The sequence below is a fragment of the Enterovirga rhinocerotis genome, assembly GCF_004363955.1.
Classification (GTDB): domain Bacteria; phylum Pseudomonadota; class Alphaproteobacteria; order Rhizobiales; family Beijerinckiaceae; genus Enterovirga; species Enterovirga rhinocerotis.
This window is the reverse complement of sequence record NZ_SNZR01000011.1, coordinates 1,346,768-1,369,483: the sequence shown is the minus strand read 5'-3', so window position 1 is coordinate 1,369,483 and position 22,716 is coordinate 1,346,768. Positions and strand designations below refer to the sequence as shown.

Sequence of the window (22,716 nt, the reverse complement as noted above, 5' to 3'; positions counted from 1 at the left end):
GCCCTTCATCGAGGGAGGGTTTCTCCATGAAGACGACGATCCTGCTGGCAGGCCTGCTGGCCCTGGCCGCGAACCAGGCCGCCGCCGGCCCGGGCCACCATCACCGCCATGCTCACAGCGCCTTCGCGGCCGGCGAGCCCGGCGATGCCAAAGGGCGTGCGCGCATCGTCCCGGTGACGATGAAGGAGCAGGCGGACGGCTCGATGGCCTTCTTCCCGGCCAGCCTGACCGTGCGGCGCGGCGAGCAGGTCCGATTCGTCCTCACCAATCCGGGCAAGGTGGATCACGAATTCGTGCTCGACAGCATCGAGGGCAATGCGCGGCACAAGGCGATGATGGCCGAGAGCCCCGACATGGCGCATGACGATCCCAATGCGAAGCGTCTGGCTCCGGGCGAATCGCACGGTCTCGTCTGGCGTTTCACCAAGGCGGGGACCTTCGAATACGCCTGTCTGCTGCCGGGCCATTACGAGGCCGGGATGAAGGGGACCGTCACGGTCAGGTGAGCGCCGAGGACGGGATCGGAGAGCCGGACCGCGCCGGCGCTTCAACTCCATTCACCGAGACCGTAATCAGCATCATGCCCAGCCGGACCGCCAAGCTCGACGCCTTGTTTGATGCCCCTGCGCAGGAGACGCCGGTCGCGGTGGCGCGTCGGACGCTGAAGGAGGTCTTCGGCTACGACGATTTCCGCCCCGGTCAGGAGGAGATCGTCTCGGCCGTTCTCGCGGGGGAAGACGTCTTCGCCGTCATGCCGACCGGCAGCGGCAAGTCGATGTGCTTCCAGCTTCCGGCCATCGTGGATCGGGGCCTGACGGTCGTCGTCTCCCCCCTGATCGCGCTGATGCGCGACCAGGTGCGGCAACTCGTCGGCCTCGGCATCAAGGCGGTGTCGCTCAATTCCTCCGAGGGCGATGCCGAGCGGCGCGAGGCGTGGTCCGCGCTCGAATCGGGCGAGGCGTCGCTGCTCTTCGTCTCTCCCGAGCGGCTGGCCGCCGGATCGCTGCCGGATCGGCTGCGCCGCCTCGGAATGCGCCGTCTCGTCGTCGACGAGGCCCATTGCATCTCGCAATGGGGGCACGATTTCCGGCCGGAATACCGGCAATTGCCGCGGATCCGCGAGACGCTCGGCGAGATTCAGGTCCTGGCCTTCACGGCGACCGCGGATGCCGCGACCCGGTCCGACATCCAGCGCGAGCTGTTTCCGAGGCCGCCTCATACGGTCGTGCACAGCTTCGACCGGCCGAACCTGTCCCTCCGATTCGAGCCGAAGGACAGGCCCGCCGCTCGGATCGAGGCCTTCCTGCGCGAGCGGCGCGGGCAGAGCGGCATCGTCTATACGGCCTCGCGCGCCGGCACCGAGCGCCTCGCGGAGCGGTTCGAGCGGGCCGGCCTGCCCGCGCTCGCCTATCACGCGGGTCTCGATTCCACGTTGAGGAGCCGCCGGCAGGACCAGTTCCTCCAGGAGGACGGGCTCGTGATGGTCGCGACCGTCGCCTTCGGCATGGGGATCAACAAGCCCGACCTGCGCTATGTCGTGCATGCCGACATGCCCGGCGGCATCGAGAGCTATTATCAGGAGATCGGCCGCGCCGGCCGTGACGGCCTGCCCGCCGATACGCTCACGCTCTACGGCCTCGACGACATGGTTCTGCGGCGTCGGCAGATCGCCGAGAAGGAGGTCGGCCCGGAGCGGCGGCGGATCGAGGAGCGCCGGCTCGCGGCCATGCTCGACCTCTGCGAGGTCGCGACCTGCCGCCGACAATCGCTGCTCGCCTATTTCGGGGAAGCATCCGAGCCCTGCGGCCGCTGCGACCTCTGCGAATCGACGGACAAGGCGGTCGACGCGACGGTCGAGGCGCAGAAGGCGTTGTCCGCGGTGGCGCGGACCGGCCAACGTTTCGGCGCGACCCACCTCGCCTCGCTCCTGACCGGCGAGAGCACGGAGGCGATTCTGCGCCACGGTCACGAGGCGCTGAAGACTTTCGGGGTCGGCCGGGATCGCGACAAGCGGGCCTGGCAGGCGACGATCCGTCAGCTCTTCGCAGCCGGGGCACTCGCCGAGGCGAGCGAGGAATTCGGCGGCTTCGCCCTGACGCAGAAGGGCGAGGACATCCTGTTCGGGCGCGAGCGGATCGAGCTCCGCCCCCTTCCCGCACGTTCGCCCGAGGGGCGCCGTCGCCGCGGCGGGGAGGAGCGAAGCTCCCGGCTCGCCGGTCTCGACGAGGAGGAGGCGCGCCTCTTCGAAGCCCTGCGCAAGGTGCGCATGGAACTCGCGCGGGACGAGGGTGTCGCGGCCTTCATGATCTTCCCCGACAGCACGCTCATCGAGATGGCGAAGCGGCGCCCGAAGAGCCAGGGCGAGTTGCGGGCGGTGCAAGGTGTCGGCGACCGCAAGCTCGTCCGCTACGGGGACGCGTTCCTGGCGGCTCTCGCCGAGCACGGCCGAAGGTATGGCAGTGAGGCCACACCCGCCGGCTTCGCGCTGACCAGCGCCGGCATTCCGTCGGCGCTGTCGTCGATCTGCCACGAAACGGCCATGAAGCGACGCCGGATTGCGATCGTTGAATCGCCCGGCTGAAGCCTCGTTGGCTCAGCCTCGAGAATCGGACGTGCGATGCGCGGCCGGATGCGGAAGGGGCCTGCGTTGCGTCCGATGCGCCCGGTCCGCCGACCATGAGGGACGCGATGCGGAACGGATACGCCCGGCGGGGCTGCGGATGGCTGGCGACAGGCCTTCTGGCTTCCAGCCTCGGTGGCTGCATGCTGACCGGCATCGACACGGCCGAGGTGAAGCCGAACGCCAAGGTCGTCGCGACGCCGACATCCGCCGACCGGGACTGCCTGACGCGCGCGATGTATTTCGAAGCCAACCGCTCGAGCGACGAGGGGCTGCTCGCGGTCGGCACGGTCGTCATGAACCGGCTCGACAATGCCAGCTATCCCGCAAGCGTCTGCGGCGTGGTCGGGCAGCCGAAGCAATTCGCGCAGGGCGTCCTGACGAAGCCGATGAGGGCCTCCGACCAGGAGCGGATCGAGAGGGTCGCGGATGCACTCCTCGCCGGGAAACGCCACAAGGGCATCGGCGGTGCGCTGCATTTCCACATCGCCGGCCGGACCTACCGATACCCCAACATGCATTACGTCGCCGCGACCGGCGGCAACCGCTTCTACGTCAAGAAGACGCGGGACGGAGACATGCCGGAGCGCGCGCCGGACGCGGTGGTGAAGACGGCTTCGGGGCTCGTCCCGATCAAGGTCGCCTTCGCCGAGGCGACTCCGTAACGGCCGCCCTCACCCCGCGTTGGCGAGTGCCGCCGTCCGGCGCTCGGCGAGCCGTGCCAGCATCGAGGCTCCGACCGGCAGGATCGCGTCGTCGAAGGTGTAGGCCGAGTTGTGGAGCGAGGCGCCGGGCGCCATGCCGAGAAAGAAATAGGCTCCCGGCACCCGGTGGAGCATGTCGGCGAAGTCTTCGGATCCCATCATGGGCTCCTCGGCGATGCGGGTGAGGTCGGGGCCGACGATCTCCCGCGCGATCTCCGCCACCGCGTCCGTCTGGACCTCGCCGTTCATCGTGACGCTGAAGACGTCGCGATAATCGACTTCGACCGTGGCGCCGAACCCGGCGGCGATGCCGCGCGCGAGTTCCTCGACACGCCGCCGCACGAGGATGCGGACGTCCGGATCGAAACACCGCACGGTCCCCGCGAGATGCGCCGTCTCGGGCACGACGTTATAGGCCGCGCCGGCATGGATCTGCGTGATCGAGACCACGGCGGCGCGCAGCGGATCGACGTTGCGCGAGACGATCGTCTGCATCGCCTGCGCGATCGTCACGGCGATCATGGTCGGATCGTTGGCCTGCTGCGGCAGCGCGCCATGCGAGCCGCGGCCCTTGATGTGGATGTCGAAGAAGTCGGCCGCCGCCATGGTCGGGCCGGCCCGAACCGAAACCTCGTGGCGCGGGCCGGCGGGCGTGTTGTGGAGCCCGTAGATCTCGTCGCACGGGAAGCGCTCGAACAGCTTGTCGGCGAGCATGGCCCGCGCGCCGCCGAGCCCCTCCTCGGCCGGCTGGAAGATGCAGACGGCGCGGCCCGGAAAATCGCGGGTCTCGGCGAGATACCGGGCGGCGCCGAGCAGCATCGTCGTGTGCCCGTCATGGCCGCAGGCATGCATGGTGCCGGGCTTGGTCGACCGCCACGGGACATCGGCCGATTCGAGGATCGGCAGAGCGTCCATGTCGGCGCGGAGGCCGACGCTCGGCCCGGGGCGCTTGCCGTCGATGATGCCGACGACGCCCGTCCTGCCGATCCCGCGATGGACCTCGACGCCCCAGCTCGCGAGCTTCTCGGCGACGATGCCGGAGGTCCGAACCTCCTCGAACCCGATTTCGGGGTGGGCGTGGAAGTCGCGCCGGATGGCAGTGAGCTCGTCGGCGTAGGCGGCGATGCGGGGGATGGTCGTCATCCCCCGAGCATGACTCATTCCGCGAGCGCGCGCATCTCCGAAATGAGGTCGGCCTTGCCCTCGAAGCCGATGCCCGGAATGTCGGGCATCACGATGTGCCCGTCTTCGACCTTCACGCCGTCCGGGAAGCCTCCGTAGGGCTGGAAGAGATCGGGGTAGCTCTCGTTGCCGCCGAGACCGAGGCCGGCCGCGATGTTGAGCGACATCTGGTGGCCGCCATGGGGGATGCAGCGCGAGGGCGACCAGCCGGCGACCTCCAGCGCGTCCAGCGTCCGCATGTACTCGCAGAGGCCGTAGGAGAGCGCGCAGTCGAATTGCAGCCAGTCGCGATCCGGGCGCATGCCGCCGTAGCGCAGGAGATTTCGCGCATCCTGGTGCGAGAACAGGTTCTCGCCCGTCGCCATCGGTCCCGGATAGAACTCGGCAAGCGCCGCCTGGAGGGCGTAGTCGAGCGGATCGCCCGCCTCCTCGTACCAGAAGAGGGGGTAGTCCCGGAGCATCTTGGCGTAGGCGATGGCGGTCTCGAGATCGAAGCGACCGTTCGCGTCGACGGCGAGTTGGGCTTCGCCGTCGATCTCGGCAAGCACCGCCTCGATCCTCGCCCGGTCCTCGTCGAGCGAGGCGCCGCCGATCTTCATCTTCACGACGGTGTAGCCGCGGTCGAGATAGCTGCGCATCTCGGCGCGGAGCGCGGAATTGTCCTTGCCGGGATAATAGTAGCCGCCCGCCGCGTACACGAAGACCCTCGGATCGGCCTCGCGCCCCTTGCGCTCCGCGAGAAGCCGGAACAGGGGCTTGCCGGCGATCTTGGCGACCGCGTCCCAGACCGCCATGTCGATGGTGCCGACGGCGACCGACCGCTCGCCGTGGCCGCCCGGCTTCTCGTTGGTCATGGCCGCCGCCCAGACCTTGTCCGGATCGATGTTGTCGCCGCTCGCATCGAGCAGGGTAGCGGGATCGGCCTCGAGGATGCGGCCGGCGAAGCGCTCGCGGATCAGTCCGCCCTGGCCGTAGCGTCCGTTCGAGTTGAAGCCGTAGCCGACGACGCGGCGACCGTCCCGCACCTGGTCCGTCACCACCGCCACGAGGCTCGACGTCATCTTGGTGAAGTCGATATAGGCATTGCGGATGGGCGACGAGATCGGCTTCGTGACCTCACGGATTTCGACGATGCGCATGGCGCTCCCCTTCTGCTGCGTGCTTCCTATGCCAGAAGCCGCGCGGCCCTGGCCAATGCCGATCCGCGATCGGGCGATGCCGATCTTGCATGGGATGCGGTGATGGATCTCGCCTGGCTCCGCGATTTCGAGGCGCTGGCCGAAGCCGGCAATTTCTCCCGTGCGGCCGAGGCCCGCCACGTGACGCAGCCCGCCTTCAGCCGCCGCATTCGGGCGCTGGAGGATTGGGCCGGCGCGCCCCTGTTCGAACGCGGATCGCAGCCGATCGCCTTGACGGAGGCGGGTCGGCGGATCCGGCCGCTGCTCGCCGACATCGTGCGGCGTCTCGACGACGCCCGCGAGGAGGCAGGCATCGCCGCGGCTGCGAGCCTACGCTTCGCGGCCACGCACGCCCTCTCCTTCAGCGTCTTTCCAACCTGGCTGCGCAGCGTCGAGCGCCATCTGCCGGCCGTCCCGATCCGCCTCGTCTCGGACGGGCTCGATGCCTGCGAACGGCTGATGCAGGCCGGCCGCGTCGAGTTCCTGATCTGCCACCATCACGACGCGGCACCGACAGGCCTCGCCGAGCCCGGCTTCACATCCGTGCGGATCGGAGAGGATCGGTTGCGGCTCGTCTGCGCTCCATCCGCCGAGGGCGAGGCGCTGTTCTCCGCGCTCGATCCCGCAGCGTCGGTCCTCGGCTACGGCGCAGGCTCGGGCCTCGGCCGGATCCTGTCCGCGCTCGGGATGTCCGGCGCGCGGAAGCCGAACTTCACCTCGCATCTCGCCGCGACGCTCCGGTCGATGGCGCGCGATGGTCGCGGCCTCGCCTGGCTGCCGGAAAGCCTCGTCGCGGCGGACCTTGCCGAGGGCGTGCTGGTTCCCGCGAAGGATGCCCCTCTCCCCATTCCGATCGCGATCCGGATCATCCGCTCCGCGAAAGGCGCCGGCCGCCACGGAGACGCGTTCTGGACGAAGCTCGTCACGGAGGCACGGTCGTGACGCCGCTCGGACCCGCGTTCTTCGACCGGGACGTCGTGACGGTGGCCCGCGCTCTGATCGGGGTCACGCTGCTCGTCGACGGAGCTGGCGGCGAGATCGTCGAGACCGAAGCCTATGACCGCGAGGATCCGGCGTCGCACAGCTTCTCCGGCCCGACGGCGCGGAACGCGGCGATGTTCGGCCCGCCCGGCCATGCCTACGTCTATCTCTCCTACGGCATTCACTGGTGCCTCAACCTCGTCTGCCGGGAGGAGGGCCACGGAGCCGCCGTGCTGATCCGTGCGCTCGAGCCGACGCACGGCATCGGCGCGATGCGCGAGCGACGGGGGCTCCAGTCGGACAAGCTGCTCTGTTCGGGGCCGGGGAGGCTGTCGCAGGCGCTCGGCGTAACCCGCCGGCTCGACGGGGTGGCACTCGATGCGCCGCCCTTTCGGCTGCTCTGCGGGGAGGCGTCCCGGCGGATGGTCCGGGACGGCGCGAGGATCGGCATCACCAAGGCGATGGATCGGCCCTGGCGGTTCGGCGTGGCCGGCTCGCCCTATCTCAGCCGCCCATTCCCGAGGCCCTGACGAGGTCCGTCAACGCGCGTTCCGGTACGCCTTGGCGGAGAAGATCGTGCGGAACAGGATGCGCAGATCGAGCATCGGCGACCAGTTGTCGATGTAGTAGAGATCGTACTCGACGCGCCGCCGCATCTTGTCCTCGGTGTCGGTCTCCCCGCGCAGGCCGTTGACCTGAGCCCAGCCCGTGATGCCCGGCCGCACGTTGTGACGGCGCGCGTAGCGGGCGATGCGCCGCTCGTATTCCCGGTTATGCGGGACCGCATGGGGCCGGGGACCGACGAGCGACATCTGGCCCGCCACGACGTTCAGAAGCTGGGGCAGCTCGTCGATATTGGTCCGGCGGAGCCATGCGCCGATCCGCGTGATCCGGGGATCGTTCGCGCGCGCCTGCGGAACGTGGGCGTCGTCGCTGAAGGTGGACATCGTGCGGAACTTCACGATCCGGAACCGGCGATGATTGAAGCCGTAGCGGGTCTGAAAGAAGAAGACCGGGCCGGGACTGTCGAGCTTGATGGCGAGCGCGACGACCGCGAAGAACGGCGCGAGGACCACGAGGCCGGCGATCGCCAGGACGAGATCGAACGCACGCTTCAGCGCGACGGCGGGCGCCGACATCGGCCGCGTCAGCTCGAGGCTCGCCATGGCGCCGACGCGCGAGATCGAGACCTGATCGAAGCGGTTGAGGACGCGCTCGGGCGCCAGGTGGATCGTCGTCGGCGTGTTCAGGAAGGCTTCGACGCAGAGATCGATCAGCTCGACGTTCGACCACGGGACGGCGATGTAGACGTCGTCAACGTTGAGCGCCCTCGCCCGCTCGATGGCCTGCATGAATTCGCGGGACGGCGCGCCGTCCGAACCTTTCGGCCGCCCGTCGAGCGAGATGGTTCCGACGACCTCGAAACCGAGATTCCAGGGCTGGTGCCGGCGCAGGAACGTGCCGATCGCGACCTCGGTGCCGACCACGAGCAGCCGCTGCGTGGCGACCATCTTGAACTTGCTCGCGATCTGCAGGAGCCGCGACATCGCCCGGCGTGCCGCCCACAGGGACAGGAAGCCGGAGAAGTAGAAGATGACGACGATGCCGCGCGAGAGCTCGTCCGCGCGTCTCGTCAGGAAGGCCATGATGAACAGGACGATGAACGCCATGTTCCAGACGCGGGCGGTCTTGGACACCTTGTGTTCGTCGGCGAGATAGAACGTCAGCCGGTGTTCGTCCCTCAGAACCGTGAAGAGGGTCACGAGAACCGCCGCCCCGATGCCGAGCCGCAGATGCAGCTCCGCCGATCCGAAGAGCGCGCCCGGCACGAGGCGCCAGATCAGCCAGGAGCCGGCTGCGGCAAGGAGCACCGCGGCGGCCGAGACGGCGAGCGCCAGCGCCGGGAAGGCGTAGCGGAAGAAGTCGATGCTGCGCGAGCGCCGCACACCAACGTTCGGTTCGACCGAATGGAAAACCGACATTTCGAGACCGCGTCCGTTCGCCCGGCCGCCCCAAAATGAGACAATCGCCGGACCTCTGCCTCTCAGAGCGCGATCCACATGCCAGCGACGCTCCCCGCTCGATCCCTGTCCATTCCCCTGTGGCGGCGGCATCCCCAGGGGCGGACGACGTCCCCCGGACGCTCGGCTCGTGTCCTCGCGAAACACGGCTGTCCCGCAACGATGCGCGGGGATCGCGCCGGTGTTGCGGCAAGATCACGACGTGAATCGAATACCGCGCTAAAAGGGCGTGCCGCGAGAAGCCGAGGTTTGGCCGCAGTTTTGGCGCAGAGTGGCGGCATGCCAGGGATCATGAGACGTCTTCGCCTCTTTCTTCTCCTCACCGCCGCTTCCGCTGCTTTCGCGCCGGCGGCGCAGGCGCAGAACTTCTTCGAACGCCTGTTCGGAATAGCGCCGAGCCGACCGGTCGCTCCGCAGCCTGCGCCTGTGGCCCCTGGGCCGGACGGTTTCGGAGCGGGCGAGCCGCCGCGCGCGCGCCCCGCTCCCATCCAGGCACGGCCCGTCTCGCTGCGTGTGCCGTCCGAGGAAGCACTTCTCGGCAAGGAGCTGAAACAGAACGGTTCTTCGGGCTCGCTCCGGATCGAGCGGGTGGGCGGACGGTCCGATCTGCGCGCTCGGATCACGCTGGTCGGCCGCCGGTCCGCCCAGTCGGTGGAGACCTGCTCGGTGGCGCTCGGCGGATCGGACGGCGTTCCGCTGGTGTCGCAGGGCCGGGGCGAGGGCCTCCAGCGCTTCTCGATCGATGAGGCCGGCTGCTCGCTGACGCTCGATATCCTGGACGAATCGGTTCTGGTGAAGGGAGCCGGCGAGAGCTGCCTGTTCCAGGCGGCCCAGTGCCAGGCCGATGCCAGCGGCCTCTGGGGGCCGGAGCCGAACCAGCTCCTCGGCCGGGCTCGGGAATACGAATCGATCCGTGCCAGCGCCGACAAGGCCGCGCGGGAGAACTACAAGGTCCTCGTCCAGCGGGCGCGCCCCGAAGGGGTCCGCCCGATCGTGGCCGAGCAGGCCGCGTTCTCCTCGGAGCGCGAGACCACCTGCCGCGGCTACGCGCGTGAGCCGCAGCATAGCTTCTGCAACGCGCGCTTCAGCGAAGGCCGCGCGATCACGCTCGCGCAGCGCCTCGGCGTAGCGGTCGCTGCGGCGGCCCAGCCCGGCGGCCCGACCCAAGGCCCCACGCGCGTGCGGGTGCGCGAACAGGTCCAGCCGCGCGATCCCTACGGCATCCCGCCGACGAACGAACTCGTCGAGCGCAATCCCTTCGACGACTGAGCAGTACTGTCCGCGGATAGGCTGCAGGCCCAGCCCGCCGACGCTCTCGTCGGGCGGGGCTCGCGCGGACTGCCCTCCCCGGCTCAGCTCTTGACGGCGCCTGCCGTCAAGCCGCCCACCATGTAGCGCTTGAAGACGTAGTAGATCGCGGCGGGCGGGAGCGCATAGATGAGCCCGGTCGCCATCAGCAGTTCCCAGGGGCTGTCATCGGCCGCGAGGAAGTTGCCGAGCGCCACGGGCAGCGTCACCTGTCGGTCCCCGGACAGGAGCAGGAAGGCGAAAAGGTACTCGTTCCACGCCAGCAGCACCGCGTAGATGCCGACGGCGACGAGCGAAGGCAGCATCAGCGGGATGTAGACCAGGCGGAAGAGCTGGAGCGGCGACGCCCCGTCCATCACCGCGGCCTCGTCGAGTTCGTAGGGCAGCTTGTCGGACGCCTGTTTCAGCACCCAGATCGCATAGGGGCTCGCGATCGTGACCATCGCGAGGATCAGCGCCCAGTGCGAGTTGAGGAGCCCGTAGGCCCCCATCGTCTTGTACATCGGGACGGCGAGGAAGGCCGCCGGGATGAAATAGGTGAAGAGGGCGAGGTTCATCACCGTCCGCCCTCCCCTCACCTTCAGGCGACTGATCGCGAAGGCCGCCGAGGTGGCGATCAGGAGCGTCAGGATACCCGTCGCCGCCGCGATGAGGGTCGAGTTCCAGAGCTGCTGCCAGAAATGCGAGAGGAAGTAGTGCTTCTCGCCGAACACGATCCTGAAGTTGTTCAGCGTCGGATTGGTGGGGAAGAGCTGGCCTGAAAACGCGTCCTGCTTCGGCGAGATCGCGAACAGGAACAGGTGATAGATCGGCAGAAGCGTCCAGATCGCGACCGGGATGCCGATCAGGAGGAGCTTGGCGTCGGTGCCGATCTCCCGAAACCAGTTCCGCGGCGGCTCCGCGTCGGAAGAAGCTCGGCCTGGGGTCTTGGCGGCGGCCATCGTCGCACTCATTTCGACAGCCTCCCCATCAGGTACCAGACGAGCGGCAGGACGAGCGGCATGGCGCAGACGACGGCGGCCATCGAGAGATCGACCTGATCGAGCCGCAGATAGCGGATGCCGAGTGTCGCGAGGACGTGGGTCAGGTCCGCGGGTCCCCCGCCCGTGAGTAGGTAGACGCTGTTGAAGTCTCCCAGCGTCCAGATCATCGAGAGGATCGTGCAGGTCACGTAGAGCGTCCGCATGGACGGCCAGGTGATGTAGGTGAACTTCTGCACGGAGGACGCCCCATCGACCGAAGCGGCCTCGTAGAGGTCGTTCGAGATCGCAAGCCGCCCGGCGAGCAGGATCAGCGTCCAGAACGGCAGCGACTTCCAGATGTGGACGGCGATCGCGAAGGTCAGCGCGAGGCGCGGGTCGTTGAGCCAGTTGGGGCCGTCCTCGGCGGTCAGCTTGAAGATGAGCTGGTTCACGACGCCCCATTCGGGGTTCAGCATGAAGCGGACCGACAGGATCGTCGGGATGGACGGCACCGCCCAGGGGAGGATGAAGAGAACCGACAGCCAGCGGATCCAGACGCGCTGGTTCATGAAGAACCCGGAGAGCAGCAGCGCCAGGAACATCTTCAGGTTGATCCCCACGATCAGGAAGATCAACGTGTTGACGACCGTGCCCTTGAAGATCGGATCTTCGAAGAGGTGCACGTAGCTGACCGGGTGGCGCGCAAGCCAGAGCCCGTAGCCGACCGGGTAGACGACGAAGAGCAGGAAGACGAGCAGGTAGGGTGCGATCAGGATCGCCCCCCATACCTGCCATGAGGAGAGCCGGCCGGGAGGTTTCGCAGGCGCAGATACGCCGTCCTCCGCCGCGAGCGCCGATGCCGTCATCCCCGGCTCTCCCTTGTTCGAGGGTCGCCCCTTAGGGGCGACCGCGCCGACCTCTATTGACCGGCGACCTGCTTGATCCGCGCCAGCATCTCGTCGGCCGCCTTCTCCACGGGCACCTTCTCGCTGACGACCCTGTTCATGGCCTTGGCGAAGACGTTCTCGTTGTTGAGGATCGTGAACTTGAAGTTCTTCACGTAGTCGAACGGCTCGGTGCCGGACTTGAACTGGTTGTAGACCGCCTTGCGGTGCTTGTCGGCCTGCCAGAACGGGCTTTCCTGGCTTTCCTTCGTCACCGGGAACCAGCGTCCGAGCGCGCCCTCGATATAGGGCCGGAGGTTCTCCTCCTCCATGATGAACTTCACGAACTCCTTCGCGCCGGCCTTGTTCTTGGCCTGGGCGAAGACGACCCCATGCTTGACGTCGGCACGATATGTCATCGGCTTGCCGTCCGGCCGGTTCGGGAACGAGGCGGTGATGATCGTCTCTTCATAGGCCTTCTTGGCCGCGTCGCGCTGTTCCTGGGTCAGGCTCGGATTGACCGAATCCTCGTACCACTTGGCCGCGATCGAGATCGTGAAGTTATGCGTCATCACGGTCGTGCGGTTGTGGAAGGCGACGTTGTTGTCGGGGTCCTTCCAGGTCGTCGAGGACGGCGGGGTGCAGCCCTTCGTATAGACCTCCGTGTAGTCCCGGAGGGCGTTGACGACGCCCTGCCGCGTCTTCGGATCGTCGACCAGCAGTTTGCCCTCGCTGTCGACGAGCTTCGCGTCATAGGCGTCCAGGAAGGCGTAGAAGGACTGGAAGCTGTCGGTCGATTCGACGCCCATCGGTGCGCCGATGCCGTAGGCCCGCGTGCCGGACGCCTTGCGATAGGCCGGCTGGACCTTCTCGCACCAGAAGGACCAGTAGCCCTTCCAATCCTTCGGAATGTCGGACGGCTTGAAGCCGGCCCGCTCGAGCATGTCGCCCCAGATCTGCACGTGCAGAGACTGCTGCTTCATGGGGAAGCCGTAATAGGCCTTCTTCTTCGTCTGCTCGTTGGAGAGGAAGGTGTGCTCGACCGTGCTCGGGGCGAAGCGGGACATCATCGGCTTCAGGATGTCCGTCAGGTCCTCGAGCTTCCCTTCGGAGGCCCATTTGCCGGCCGCCTGATTGTTGTAGGTATCGGCATAGCCGACATCCGGGGGCGCGCCGGAATCGAGCGCCGCCACGGTCTTCGGGATCATGTCCTGGATCGCGTATTGCGAGAGCTCGACCTTGATCCCTGTCTTCGTCTCGAATTTCTTGATCGCGGCCCAGAGCGCCTCGTCCTCGGACCGGTAGAAGCCTTTGCTGAACCAGACGGTGATGCTCTGCTGCGCAAAGGCGGGAAGCACAGACGCGAAGAGGGATCCGGCCGCCAAGGCGGCAACGACCAAACGAGCCATCCCAGGTCCTCCCAGACATGTCCGGCCGCTGGCACGCGGCTCTGTCATCAACAGAGCACGGCGTTCGGGACGAGGCAAAACCGTCTTTGGTCGGGGGTCGTCTGTCGTTTACCGCCGGCTCTCAGCGGTGATCCGCGCCGATCGCGTCCGAGAGCGCGCCGAAACCGTCTCTCCGGAGGAGCGCCGCGAGGTCCCGCTTGATGCGGGCCGGCAGGCCCGGACCTTCGTAGACGAGCGCCGAGTAGAGCTGGACGACCGAGGCGCCCGCCCGGATCCGGGCATAGGCATCGGCACCCGAGGCGATGCCGCCGGCCCCGATCAGCGGTATGCGCCCTCCCGTCAGGCGGTACAGGGTGGCGAGCCGTTCGGCCGCGAGATCGCGGAGCGGCTTGCCCGAGAGGCCGCCCGTCTCCGTCCTGTGGGAGTTTATGAGGGAGGCAGGTCGCGAGATCGTGGTGTTGCCCATGATCAGGCCGTCGAGCCCCGTCGCAAGAGCCACCTCCGCGGCATCCGCGAGGCCCGCCTCGTCGAGGTCGGGGGCGATCTTCACGAGGAGCGGCGGCAGGCTCGTCCCGTCGGACACGGCGCGCTGCCGCGCCTCCTGGCAGGCGCGGATCAGGCGCTCCATCGAGAGGCGGCTCTGGAGGTCGCGCAGGCCCGGCGTGTTCGGCGAGGACACGTTTATCACGAGATAATCGGCGAGCGCCGCCGTGGCCTCGATCCCGGCCACGAAGTCGGACACCTCGTCGGCGGTGTCCTTGTTCTTGCCGACATTCGCCCCGACGAGCCCCTGTCCGGTCGGGCGCTTTGCGAAGCGGCGGCGATAGGCGTCGAGCCCCTCGCTGTTGAAGCCCGCGCGGTTGATGACGGCCTCGTCCTCGGTCAGCCGGAACAGGCGCGGCTTGGCGTTGCCCGGCTGGGGCCTCGGCGTGACCGTCCCGATCTCCACGAAGCCGAAGCCGAGCGCGAGGCAGCCCCCGATCGCCTCCGCATGCTTGTCGAAGCCGGCGGCGAGCCCGATCGGGTTCGCGATCTCCCGACCCCACAGCGTCGAGCGCAGGATCGCGTCGTCCGATGCCCGCCCCGAGCCTGCCAGCCCCGTGGCGAGAGCGCGGATGGCGAGCCTGTGCGCGCGCTCCGGATCGAGCCGGAAGATCAGCGGCCGCGCGAGGCGGTAGAGCGTGTCGATCAACCCGGCGCCTTCTCGATGCCGCCATTCGCCTTCGACCAGCCGGCGGGATCGTGGAGGAAGGATTCCACCTCCTTCAGAACCGGCGCGTCGAACCTGCCGCCGGCCTTCGCCGCTTCCAGCACGTCCCACCAGGTCGCGAGGTGGTGCAGCTTGACCCCCATATCGTCGAGGATGCCCTGCGACTCCTTGAAGATCGAATAGTAGAACACGACGAAGATGTGCTCGACCTGGGCTCCCGCCTCGCGCAGCGCCTTGGCGAAGACGACCTTGCTGCGTCCGTCCGTCGTCAGGTCCTCGACGAGGAGCGTGCGCTGCCCCTCGACGACATGGCCCTCGATCTGGGCGTTGCGGCCGAACCCCTTGGGCTTCTTGCGGATATACTGCATCGGCAGCATCAGCCGGTCGGCCATCCAGGCCGCGAAGGGGATGCCGGCCGTCTCGCCGCCGGCCACGACGTCGAACTGCTCGAAGCCCGCGTTGCGCAATGTCGTCGCGGCGCCGAAATCGATCAGGGTCTGCCGCACGCGCGGAAAGGAGATCAGCCGGCGGCAATCGATATAGACCGGGCTCGCCCAGCCGGATGTGAAGATGAAGGGCTTGCCGCCTTCGTAGAAGCGGACGGCCTCCACCTCGAACAGCATCCGGGCCGTCATCTCGGCCATGGTCTTGGGATCGGGAAAGCTCAGGCCCTGGGTCATGTCCGCTCCGCTTGCATTTCGGCCAGGATCGCCCGCGCCGCCGCGACGGGATCGGCGGCCCCGGTGATCGGCCGGCCCATCACGAGATAATCGGCGCCGTCGCGCATCGCCTCGGCCGGCGTACGGACCCGCTTCTGGTCCCCCGCCGCGGCTCCGGCCGGTCTTGTGCCGGGAACGACGAGGCTCCGGCGCTGCCCCACCAGCTTGCGCAGAGAGGCGACCTCCATCGGCGAGCAGACGAGGCCGTCGATGCCGGCCGCGTCGCCATCGGCGGCCCGCTCGTCGACGAGAGTGGCGACACCCTTGGCGTAGCCGGCGGCTTTCGCATCCTCCTCGTCCATCGACGTGAGCACGGTGACGGCGAGAAGCTTCAGCCCGGATTCCCCGCGCCCCGCGATGGCCGCACGCATGGTCTGCGGATAGGCATGGACGGTCAGGAAGGTCGCCCCGAACCCGGCGAGCGAGCGCACGCCTTCTTCGACCGTCCTCGGGATGTCGTGCAGCTTGAGGTCGAGAAACACCTCCTGGCCGGCACGGATCAGCTTCTCGGCGAGGGCGAGGCCGCCGGTATAGGCGAGCTGGTGGCCGATCTTGAAGACGGGTCGCAAGTCCCCGAGCCTCTCGGCCAATCGTTCGGCGTCCCGGATGGTGGGAACGTCCAGCGCTACGATGAGGCCGCCGGAAGGCTTGTCCGCTGTCGTCGTCGATTTCGGCATGGTGCATCCGCTTCCAGCGAACGCGGCGCGAGGTCAAGGCCTCGCGGGGCGTTGCCTGTGTGCGACGTTGCGTCTCCCGGGAGGGGTTGAAAGCATTTGTTGCAGTGCACAAATCCGATCGGTGATCTCGAACCTGCTCAGGCGGGCGACGGCGGCGCGAGCCACGTCCCTTCCGACCTCAACCCGACTTTCCCTGGCGCTTCAGGGCGGGGGCGCTTTCGGCGCCTTCACCTGGGGCATGCTCGACCGGATTCTCGAAGAGCCGGCGATCGATTTCGACGCCGTCAGCGGCGCGAGCGCGGGCGCGGTCAACGGCGTCCTGGTGGCTCACGGCCTGCGGGTCGGCGGCCGGGAGGGCGCGCGAGAGGCCCTCGAGCGGTTCTGGACGGCGCTCGGGCGTGACGCGGCGTCGAGCTTCTTTCGGGCCTCCTCGCGCAGCGGCCTCGCCCTGGACCTGTCGACCCGCCTCCTGTCGCCGTATCAGCTCAATCCCTTCAACCTCAATCCGTTGAGGGAGCTGCTCCTCGCCCACGTCGATTTCGACGCGCTCAGGGCGGAGCCGACGACACGCCTCCTGATCTCGGCGACCCGCGTCGCCGACGGCTCGTCGCGCATCTTCCGCGAGGACGAGGTCTCGGTCGACGTCGTCCTCGCCTCGGCCTGCCTGCCCATGCTGCACCAGGCCGTGACGATCGATGGCGAGAGCTACTGGGACGGCGGCTACGCGGCCAATCCGCCGCTGCTGCCTCTGGTCGAGGCGGCTAAATCCAGCCGGATTCTCCTCGTTCAGATCGTGCCGACCAGCGGCGACGACCGCCCCACGACCTCGCCCGGCATCGTCAAGCGCATCAGTCAGATCACCTTCAACGCCGCGCTGCAGCACGAGCTGGAAGCGATTTCAGCGCTTCAGCGTCTCAGCGCCGAGGAGACGGTGCGGTCGGAGGCCGCCCGGCGGATCCAGGCTCTGACGATCGACCACGTCAGCGCGGAGGATTGGTATCCGGACCTCAGCCGCCGCAGTGCCGCCGATCTCGACCGCTCGTTCCTCACGGACCTGCACCAAGCCGGACGCAAGGCGGCGAGCGCCTGGCTCGGGGAAGACGGGTCCCGACATGCGAAGGCCGCCGGCTGAGCGAGCCGGCGGCCTTCGATTTTCGAAACGTGCAGCGTGACGAACGGCGTCAGCCGACGATCTCGTTGCCCGAGAAGAACTGCGCGATCTCGATCTTGGCGTTCTCGGCCGAATCCGAGCCATGGGCGGTGTTCTCGCCGACCGACTCGGCGAAGAGCTTGCGGATCGTGCCCTCGGCGGCGTTGGCCGGGTTCGTCGCGCCCATCACCTCACGGTAGGTCGCGATGGCGTTCTCGCCTTCGAGGACCTGGACGACGACGGGGCCGGAGGTCATGAACTCGACGAGTTCGCCGAAGAACGGCCGCTCCTTGTGGACGCCGTAGAAGGTCTCGGCTTCCTTGCGGCTCATCAGGATGCGCTTCTGGGCGACGATGCGCAGGCCCGCCTTCTCGATGACGGCGTTCACCTCGCCCGTGATGTTGCGCCGCGTCGCGTCGGGCTTGAGGATGGAGAAGGTCTGTTCGCGGGCCATGTAAATCCGGTTCCTATGAGAGGTGCGGCTCTATAGCGGCGCACCGCGCCACCCTCAAGGCTCCCGCCAGCCTGGCTCCGTCTCGAACCGGACGCGGCGCCGCCATCATTCCTGCACGTTCGCCCGCGAGGCTCGCGCCGATCGGAGTTCAGCGGGGAGAGGACGATGCGCCAGTTCGGGGCGATCGCGATCGCATTCGCGGGAATGGCGGGAACGGCTGCTTCGGCGGCGGACGGCCCGTCAGGGGTCTGGATGACCGAGGAACGGGACTCGAAGATCAGGATCGCGTCCTGCGGCCGGGCGCTCTGCGCCACCATCCTGTGGGCCAAGGGCGGAGGAGTGGACGACCAGAACCCCGACCCGAAGCTGCGCCAGCGCGCAATCGTCGGGCTCGATCTGTCGCGCGACATCCGCCCGGACGGCAAAGGCGGATGGCAGGCCTCGATGTACAATCCCGAGAACGGCAGGACCTACCGCACGACGCTGACGCCGAAGGGCGGTGAACTCGAGGTCGGCGGCTGCGTGCTCGGCGGGCTGATCTGCGGCTCGGAGACCTGGCGCCGGAGCGGCGACATCGCGGGCCACCTTCCCTCTGGCCGGGACTGAGCGTCAGCGCGCGCGCTGCCCGAAGAGGACCGAGCGCACGGCCGGGTCGGTCATGTCGTTGAGCTTCCGATCCGCGGCATTGACGGCGACGCCGCGCTGCACGGCGGGCCGCGCCGAGATCGCCTCCAGCCAGCGCTGCACATGCGGAAACTGGGCGATGTCCTGCCCCTGCCGCTGCCACATCTTCGCCCAGGGATAGGTCGCCATGTCGGCGATCGAATAATCGCCGGCCAGGAAGTCGCGGTCCGACAGCCGCTTGTCCAGGACCCCGTAGAGCCGGTTCGTCTCGTTGGTGAAGCGGTCGACCGCGTAGGGGATGGGCTCGGGAGCATAGATCCGGAAATGGTGCGTCTGGCCAGCGATCGGCCCAAGGCCGGCCATCTGCCAGAACAGCCATTGCTCGACCTCGACCCGCGCGCGCTCCTCCTCCGGGTAGAACTTGCCGGCCTTCCGCCCGAGATATTGCAGGATCGCGCCGGATTCGAAGACCGAGATCGGGGCGCCGTCCGGACCCGCCGGGTCGACGATCGCCGGCATCTTGGCGTTGGGCGAGATGGCGAGGAACTCGCGAGAGAACTGATCGCCCTTGCCGATATTCACGCTTTTGACGGTGTAGGGCAGCCCGCATTCCTCGAGCATGATGGAGATCTTCCAGCCGTTCGGCGTCGGCCAGTAATAGAGCTCGATCGGGTTCTCGGGCAGGGCAGCCACGAAGTCCTCCTGAAAGTCGGCAGAGCCAGTGTCCGGATTTAAGACAAATGTCGAGGCCTGCGAAAGCGTACAACCGTTGCGTCGCGCTGCACTCCCTGCAAGGTTGTGCTGCCCGCGGACCGGGCATGAACGGAGGTTCTCGATGCGTTCTGTTCTTCTCGCCGCGGCGTCGGCGCTCGGATTGATCCTGGCGACGCCCCTCCCCGCCTCCGCCCAGACCGGCGCGTCGCCTGGCGCGTCCCCTGGCACCTCTGCCCCCGCCCCGCGAGCGCCCCGCGCCGCGCGGCCCAAGCGCGAGCCGACGGCAGGCCAGCTGGCTGCCCGCGAGCGGATGCGCAAATGCGCGGGCGAGTGGCGCGACGCCAAGTCGAAGAATGCGACGGGTGGGCTCAAATGGCCGCAATTCTGGAGTAGGTGCAACACGCGGATGAAGGGCAACGCGGCCTGAGCGGGACGGACGAGTGACGGGCGAGACAGTCATGGTGGATGGCCCCGCGGAGGAGGATCCGCGGGTCCTTGCGAAGCTCGAGCGACGACGGCGGCTGCTCCAGCAGGCCATCGGGGCGGCGGCGCTCATTCCGGTCGCGGCGGGCCTATATGGGGTCCTGTTCGGCCCGGCTCTGACGGGAGAGCGGCTCGGCACCTCCGGCGACAGCCACTACCGCTATCTGTCCGGGCTGCACCTCGCGGTCGGCCTCCTGTGCTGGTCGACCATCCCCTCGATCGAATCGACCGGGCCGCGCTTCCGGCTCTTGACGCTCATGGTCTTCATCGGCGGCCTCGCACGCTTCTTCGGGATGACGCTCGCGGGCCTGCCGTCCTTCTACATGCTGGGCGCGCTGACGATGGAACTCGTCGTGATGCCCATCCTCTGCTTCTGGCAATGGCGGATCGCCCGCGGCTACGCCGTCGAGGAGAAACGGCCGGTCATCCGGCGGGAGAACCAGGCTCCTCCTCCCCCGGTCGCAACGGCACCGGTGGACGGCCGAGTGCCCGCTCCCCGTCCGCAAACGGTTCCGGACGACCTGCCGGAGCCGGTGCCGGCCGCCGCGTCGGGCGACGGGACGGCCATGGCCGCGCCGCCGCCTCCCGCGCCTAATCCGCGAGTTCCGGAAACGGCACGATCGTCGACTTGACCGTCCGCATGGCCATCGCGTCGGCGACCGCTTCGGCGATCCCCGCCTCGGTCAGCGGATAGAGCGTCTGCATGTCGTAATACGGATACCGGTCGCGTGTCCGGTAGAGCATGTCGACGCCGAGCGGCAGGTCGTTGCCGGTGAAGCCCCAGGAGCCGAGGACGTTGAGGTCCTTCGTGCAGATGCGGTGCCAGTTGGTCTGGATGGACCCGGCATCGGTGAACTGGCCCATCTCGACATAGGTGCCGCCGTCGCGCAGGAACTCGATCCCCTCCGGGCCGGCGGTCGGATGGCCTGAGCAATCCATCACGAGGTCCGCCCCGAACCCGCCCACGATCTCGCGGACCCGCGCGATGCGTGCCTCCGGCGTCTTGAACTCGTCGAGATTGACGGTCGCCTCGGCACCGAACCTTCGGGCGAGCTTGAGGCGCGGCTCCTCCGGCGCGCCGACGCAGATCACCCTTCCCGCTCCCATCTCCTGCGCCGCGGCGACGGCGAGGATCCCGATGGGGCCCGAGCCCTGGATCACGACCGTGTCGCCCCAGCGGAACCCGCCGGCCCGCGTCGCGCGGTTGAAGGCACGGATGCAGGAGGTCATCGGCTCGGACAGCGCGCCGAGCCGCAGCGGCATGTCGTCGGGCAGCTTGTAGATCTTCGTGCCCGGCAGCATGTCGAGATCGACATAGACGTGCTCGGCCCAGCCGCCCCAGAGATGCGGCGCCTTCTCGAACCCGAGATAGCGGCCGTAATAGACCGGAGTCAGGCACTTGTTCGCCGTCTCCGGATAATGGACGCAGTAATAGCAGCTGCCGCAGGGCATCAGCGGCGGAATCATCACACGGGAGCCGACCTCGAGCGGCTTGCCCATGAAATCCTCTTTCAGCTCATCGCCCTTCTCGACGATCACGGCGCCGATCTCATGCCCGAGAGTGAAGGGCCAGGGCAGCGGTTTTGGCCAATGGCCCTTCAGGATGTGCTGATCGGTTCCGCAGACGCCGCAGGCGCCGATCTTCAGGAGCGCGGCCTTCTTCGGCACCTTCGGCCAGGGGACGGTCCTCAGGACGGGCTTCGCGCCGGGACCGTCGAATGTCGCGACCTTGATCCCGCCGACGGCCGACGCCGCCTCCGCTCCTGATAGCATCCTGTCCTCCCGCTCGCCTTCCGGCGCTGTCGTTGCGGCCAGAAGAGCGCGCCGTGGCGGCGACCGCAACCCCTCGCAGGTGCGCTTCGCGACTGCAGCGAATAAAAGAGTTGACGACCCGGAAAAGGAGGCGCAGTCTTTCGTTACTGGCCATCAGATGACGAACTCCGATCACGAGCAGACGGAGTGAGCGTCAAAATAGATGGCGAGAAAAGGAGGATTTAGCATGGATCCACCTCAGCATGAGGCCGCCTAGACAGGCCTGAGATTGTTTCGGCTCAGGTCCGAGCGGCACAGCGACGAACATGAAGCGGAAGCGACTCTAGGGGCACGGAGCCTGCGGTACAGCACCGCTCCCAGCATGAACCGCCCCACCTGAAGTCGCTTCCGTTTTTATTTGCGCAGCCTCCCACGACGCCGGCTGTCCCACACGGGCAGATGCCGTGCAGCGATGCGGCGCGATCGGGAACTACCTCTTCCTCGCCCCCCCCGCTCGGTTGCGGTCGTCTGCCGTCAGTCGATCTCTCGCCCTCGATGAGCCGTTCGCGTCGCAGCGTTCCATCGCATGCGAGCCGGAACCACGGCCGAGCATCCCCCGCGCGGATTGCGGCGGGTGGCGAGGGCGGATCACGCTTGGTCGCTTCCGGACCGCTCGGTCGGTCGCAGGTCCCCTGCGATTCAGAGCCCTCCTCGGCGGACCTCGCCAAACCTGCCGCACATCGGATTTCTCCGGCCGGCGGAAGGTGCTATGGCGACGCCACGGGCGGTTAGCTCAGCCGGTAGAGCATCTCGTTTACACCGAGAGGGTCGGCGGTTCGATCCCGTCACCGCCCACCATGACGTCAAGGACCGACGCGAAGAACGAGAGGGCTGGGCCCGCTATCCCCGACCCTGAGGGTCCCCTTGCGGACCCCGTGGGCACGGTTGCGGGCTCGGCACGATTCGGCCATCGTCATGCGATCGCATGGACAGGCCGCTGGCCGCATTGTTTGATGCAGGTGATTGTTCCTCGATCCAGCGCGTACAGATGCAGCCGGTCGCATTGTCGGAGTTTTATGCGCAGTTAATGCGGCTCCTCCCGGATGATCGCGCGCGACCATTCGTCTGCGATGGATCGCCGCTTGAGTGCCGATCTTTCATCGTCGGCCTCAACGCAGCCACCCGCCTCGATTGTAGCTTCAGGAAGTACTGGTCTGACGAAAGCGGGTTCAAGCTCGCGCTATTTCGCCAGGACTACGACCGCACCCGCAGGCGTCGAGGCAACCGCCCTGTGATCGAGGCAATCAGCGCTCAGATTGCGCCCTGCCTTGAAACCAATCTCTATGCGCACCCGACGAAGAAGGCCAAAGACCTTACGCGAGCCGACCGCGAGGTCTCCATCATCGAGTTCCTGTTCCTCGCTATCCGGCCTCGGCTGGTTTTCTGTCACAGCAAGGAACCGATCCGCTTCTTCGAGAAGGCCACGGGCTGCTCCGGCTTCGACCAAGACGAGGTCAAACGCACTCGCTGGCATGGCCACGAATTCCTGATCTTCGGGCGCCCCGGACCTCTCTACACGCTCGGTCCGAGACGTGCGTCGGAACTGGGCGCGATGCTGGCCGACCGGCTCAGAACGGAGCCGTGGTCGCAGTGAGCAGATCGCTGGCCAGACGCCACCGGCGTC

23 protein-coding genes and 1 tRNA gene are annotated in these 22,716 nt (G+C 67.7%); 12 read left to right on the top strand and 12 right to left on the bottom strand.

What is annotated here, in order from left to right:
* The first annotated feature begins 26 nt into the window (after positions 1-26).
* From EV668_RS07070 to EV668_RS07060, 3 genes are all read left to right on the top strand, one after another.
* Positions 27-506: a cupredoxin domain-containing protein gene (locus EV668_RS07070; protein ID WP_133769077.1), complete on the top strand. Its 480-nt coding sequence runs from the start codon at positions 27-29 to the stop codon at positions 504-506.
* A gap of 74 nt (positions 507-580) precedes the next feature.
* Positions 581-2,581 (top strand): DNA helicase RecQ, encoded by a 2,001-nt coding sequence (gene recQ / locus EV668_RS07065; protein ID WP_133769076.1) that lies wholly within the window; start codon positions 581-583, stop codon positions 2,579-2,581.
* 107 nt (positions 2,582-2,688) lie between these two features.
* On the top strand, positions 2,689-3,285 hold the full coding sequence (locus EV668_RS07060) for a cell wall hydrolase (RefSeq protein ID WP_166652370.1): 597 nt from the start codon (positions 2,689-2,691) through the stop codon (positions 3,283-3,285).
* Between the two features lie 9 nt (positions 3,286-3,294).
* Here EV668_RS07060 and EV668_RS07055 read toward each other — a convergent pair whose 3' ends face one another.
* Entirely contained in the window at positions 3,295-4,467 is a 1,173-nt protein-coding gene (locus EV668_RS07055; RefSeq protein WP_133769075.1) for a M20 aminoacylase family protein, read from the bottom strand.
* 14 nt (positions 4,468-4,481) lie between these two features.
* A complete protein-coding gene (locus tag EV668_RS07050; protein WP_133769074.1) occupies positions 4,482-5,645 on the bottom strand; it encodes a mandelate racemase/muconate lactonizing enzyme family protein in 1,164 nt (387 codons plus the stop codon).
* Positions 5,646-5,747: 102 nt separating this feature from the next.
* On the opposite strand from EV668_RS07050, the gene EV668_RS07045 reads away from it, so the two are divergent.
* Both EV668_RS07045 and EV668_RS07040 read left to right on the top strand, forming a co-directional pair.
* On the top strand, positions 5,748-6,626 hold the full coding sequence (locus tag EV668_RS07045; RefSeq protein WP_133769073.1) for a LysR family transcriptional regulator: 879 nt from the start codon (positions 5,748-5,750) through the stop codon (positions 6,624-6,626).
* Positions 6,623-7,195 (top strand): DNA-3-methyladenine glycosylase, encoded by a 573-nt coding sequence (locus EV668_RS07040; protein ID WP_245512907.1) that lies wholly within the window; start codon positions 6,623-6,625, stop codon positions 7,193-7,195. Before EV668_RS07045 ends, EV668_RS07040 begins: the two co-directional genes overlap by 4 nt.
* Before the next feature lie 9 nt (positions 7,196-7,204).
* Here EV668_RS07040 and EV668_RS07035 read toward each other — a convergent pair whose 3' ends face one another.
* Complete coding sequence (locus EV668_RS07035; RefSeq protein WP_166652369.1) at positions 7,205-8,647, bottom strand: undecaprenyl-phosphate glucose phosphotransferase; 1,443 nt, start codon at positions 8,645-8,647, stop codon at positions 7,205-7,207.
* Between the two features lie 330 nt (positions 8,648-8,977).
* On the opposite strand from EV668_RS07035, the gene EV668_RS07030 reads away from it, so the two are divergent.
* The gene (locus EV668_RS07030) at positions 8,978-9,955 is read left to right on the top strand and encodes a hypothetical protein (RefSeq protein ID WP_133769071.1); all 978 of its coding nucleotides are present in this window, start codon (positions 8,978-8,980) and stop codon (positions 9,953-9,955) included.
* A gap of 83 nt (positions 9,956-10,038) precedes the next feature.
* Here the strand turns inward: EV668_RS07030 and EV668_RS07025 are convergent, their stop codons facing one another.
* The 6 genes from EV668_RS07025 to pyrF form a co-directional block, all read right to left on the bottom strand.
* The gene (locus EV668_RS07025) at positions 10,039-10,947 is read right to left on the bottom strand and encodes a carbohydrate ABC transporter permease (RefSeq protein WP_425359587.1); all 909 of its coding nucleotides are present in this window, start codon (positions 10,945-10,947) and stop codon (positions 10,039-10,041) included.
* A complete protein-coding gene (locus EV668_RS07020; RefSeq protein ID WP_133769070.1) occupies positions 10,944-11,822 on the bottom strand; it encodes a carbohydrate ABC transporter permease in 879 nt (292 codons plus the stop codon). Before EV668_RS07020 ends, EV668_RS07025 begins: the two co-directional genes overlap by 4 nt.
* A 53-nt stretch (positions 11,823-11,875) precedes the next feature.
* Positions 11,876-13,249, bottom strand: coding sequence for an ABC transporter substrate-binding protein (locus tag EV668_RS07015; protein ID WP_133769069.1), 1,374 nt, complete (start codon positions 13,247-13,249; stop codon positions 11,876-11,878).
* Positions 13,250-13,370: 121 nt separating this feature from the next.
* On the bottom strand, positions 13,371-14,441 hold the full coding sequence (locus EV668_RS07010) for a quinone-dependent dihydroorotate dehydrogenase (protein ID WP_208111485.1): 1,071 nt from the start codon (positions 14,439-14,441) through the stop codon (positions 13,371-13,373).
* Entirely contained in the window at positions 14,438-15,139 is a 702-nt protein-coding gene (locus EV668_RS07005; protein WP_208111484.1) for an orotate phosphoribosyltransferase, read from the bottom strand. The genes EV668_RS07010 and EV668_RS07005 overlap by 4 nt, the downstream gene beginning before the upstream one ends.
* Positions 15,136-15,855 (bottom strand): orotidine-5'-phosphate decarboxylase, encoded by a 720-nt coding sequence (gene pyrF, locus EV668_RS07000; protein WP_133769068.1) that lies wholly within the window; start codon positions 15,853-15,855, stop codon positions 15,136-15,138. Before pyrF ends, EV668_RS07005 begins: the two co-directional genes overlap by 4 nt.
* 133 nt (positions 15,856-15,988) lie before the next feature.
* Here pyrF and EV668_RS06995 point away from each other — a divergent pair, with 133 nt between their 5' ends.
* A complete protein-coding gene (locus EV668_RS06995) occupies positions 15,989-16,987 on the top strand; it encodes a patatin-like phospholipase family protein (protein ID WP_280960099.1) in 999 nt (332 codons plus the stop codon).
* 49 nt (positions 16,988-17,036) lie between these two features.
* Here the strand turns inward: EV668_RS06995 and ndk are convergent, their stop codons facing one another.
* Positions 17,037-17,459: a nucleoside-diphosphate kinase gene (gene ndk, locus EV668_RS06990; protein ID WP_133769067.1), complete on the bottom strand. Its 423-nt coding sequence runs from the start codon at positions 17,457-17,459 to the stop codon at positions 17,037-17,039.
* Positions 17,460-17,624: 165 nt separating this feature from the next.
* On the opposite strand from ndk, the gene EV668_RS06985 reads away from it, so the two are divergent.
* On the top strand, positions 17,625-18,065 hold the full coding sequence (locus tag EV668_RS06985) for a DUF2147 domain-containing protein (protein ID WP_133769066.1): 441 nt from the start codon (positions 17,625-17,627) through the stop codon (positions 18,063-18,065).
* A 3-nt stretch (positions 18,066-18,068) separates the two neighbouring features.
* Here EV668_RS06985 and EV668_RS06980 read toward each other — a convergent pair whose 3' ends face one another.
* A complete protein-coding gene (locus EV668_RS06980; protein ID WP_133769065.1) occupies positions 18,069-18,776 on the bottom strand; it encodes a glutathione S-transferase N-terminal domain-containing protein in 708 nt (235 codons plus the stop codon).
* Positions 18,777-18,918: 142 nt separating this feature from the next.
* Here EV668_RS06980 and EV668_RS06975 point away from each other — a divergent pair, with 142 nt between their 5' ends.
* Both EV668_RS06975 and EV668_RS25660 read left to right on the top strand, forming a co-directional pair.
* Entirely contained in the window at positions 18,919-19,224 is a 306-nt protein-coding gene (locus tag EV668_RS06975) for a hypothetical protein (protein ID WP_133769064.1), read from the top strand.
* Positions 19,225-19,237: 13 nt separating this feature from the next.
* Positions 19,238-19,912, top strand: coding sequence for a DUF4345 domain-containing protein (locus tag EV668_RS25660; RefSeq protein WP_342636820.1), 675 nt, complete (start codon positions 19,238-19,240; stop codon positions 19,910-19,912).
* Here EV668_RS25660 and EV668_RS06965 read toward each other — a convergent pair.
* Positions 19,872-21,053: a zinc-binding dehydrogenase gene (locus EV668_RS06965; protein ID WP_133769063.1), complete on the bottom strand. Its 1,182-nt coding sequence runs from the start codon at positions 21,051-21,053 to the stop codon at positions 19,872-19,874. The genes EV668_RS25660 and EV668_RS06965 overlap by 41 nt on opposite strands.
* A gap of 761 nt (positions 21,054-21,814) precedes the next feature.
* Between EV668_RS06965 and EV668_RS06960 the strand changes: the two genes are divergently transcribed.
* Positions 21,815-21,890 (top strand) — tRNA-Val (locus tag EV668_RS06960).
* A gap of 127 nt (positions 21,891-22,017) precedes the next feature.
* Positions 22,018-22,686, top strand: coding sequence for a hypothetical protein (locus EV668_RS06955; RefSeq protein WP_133769062.1), 669 nt, complete (start codon positions 22,018-22,020; stop codon positions 22,684-22,686).
* Positions 22,687-22,716 lie beyond the last annotated feature (30 nt).

Coding starts and splice junctions, on each gene's coding strand:
- EV668_RS07070 (WP_133769077.1), top strand. CDS start 27: ATGAAGACGACGATCCTGCTGGCAGGCCTGCTGGCCCTGGCCGCGAAC.
- recQ (WP_133769076.1), top strand. CDS start 581: ATGCCCAGCCGGACCGCCAAGCTCGACGCCTTGTTTGATGCCCCTGCG.
- EV668_RS07060 (WP_166652370.1), top strand. CDS start 2,689: ATGCGGAACGGATACGCCCGGCGGGGCTGCGGATGGCTGGCGACAGGC.
- EV668_RS07055 (WP_133769075.1), bottom strand. CDS start 4,467: ATGACGACCATCCCCCGCATCGCCGCCTACGCCGACGAGCTCACTGCC.
- EV668_RS07050 (WP_133769074.1), bottom strand. CDS start 5,645: ATGCGCATCGTCGAAATCCGTGAGGTCACGAAGCCGATCTCGTCGCCC.
- EV668_RS07045 (WP_133769073.1), top strand. CDS start 5,748: ATGGATCTCGCCTGGCTCCGCGATTTCGAGGCGCTGGCCGAAGCCGGC.
- EV668_RS07035 (WP_166652369.1), bottom strand. CDS start 8,647: ATGTCGGTTTTCCATTCGGTCGAACCGAACGTTGGTGTGCGGCGCTCG.
- EV668_RS07030 (WP_133769071.1), top strand. CDS start 8,978: ATGAGACGTCTTCGCCTCTTTCTTCTCCTCACCGCCGCTTCCGCTGCT.
- EV668_RS07025 (WP_425359587.1), bottom strand. CDS start 10,947: ATGAGTGCGACGATGGCCGCCGCCAAGACCCCAGGCCGAGCTTCTTCC.
- EV668_RS07020 (WP_133769070.1), bottom strand. CDS start 11,822: ATGACGGCATCGGCGCTCGCGGCGGAGGACGGCGTATCTGCGCCTGCG.
- EV668_RS07015 (WP_133769069.1), bottom strand. CDS start 13,249: ATGGCTCGTTTGGTCGTTGCCGCCTTGGCGGCCGGATCCCTCTTCGCG.
- EV668_RS07005 (WP_208111484.1), bottom strand. CDS start 15,139: ATGACCCAGGGCCTGAGCTTTCCCGATCCCAAGACCATGGCCGAGATG.
- pyrF (WP_133769068.1), bottom strand. CDS start 15,855: ATGCCGAAATCGACGACGACAGCGGACAAGCCTTCCGGCGGCCTCATC.
- ndk (WP_133769067.1), bottom strand. CDS start 17,459: ATGGCCCGCGAACAGACCTTCTCCATCCTCAAGCCCGACGCGACGCGG.
- EV668_RS06985 (WP_133769066.1), top strand. CDS start 17,625: ATGCGCCAGTTCGGGGCGATCGCGATCGCATTCGCGGGAATGGCGGGA.
- EV668_RS06975 (WP_133769064.1), top strand. CDS start 18,919: ATGCGTTCTGTTCTTCTCGCCGCGGCGTCGGCGCTCGGATTGATCCTG.
- EV668_RS06965 (WP_133769063.1), bottom strand. CDS start 21,053: ATGCTATCAGGAGCGGAGGCGGCGTCGGCCGTCGGCGGGATCAAGGTC.
- EV668_RS06955 (WP_133769062.1), top strand. CDS start 22,018: ATGGACAGGCCGCTGGCCGCATTGTTTGATGCAGGTGATTGTTCCTCG.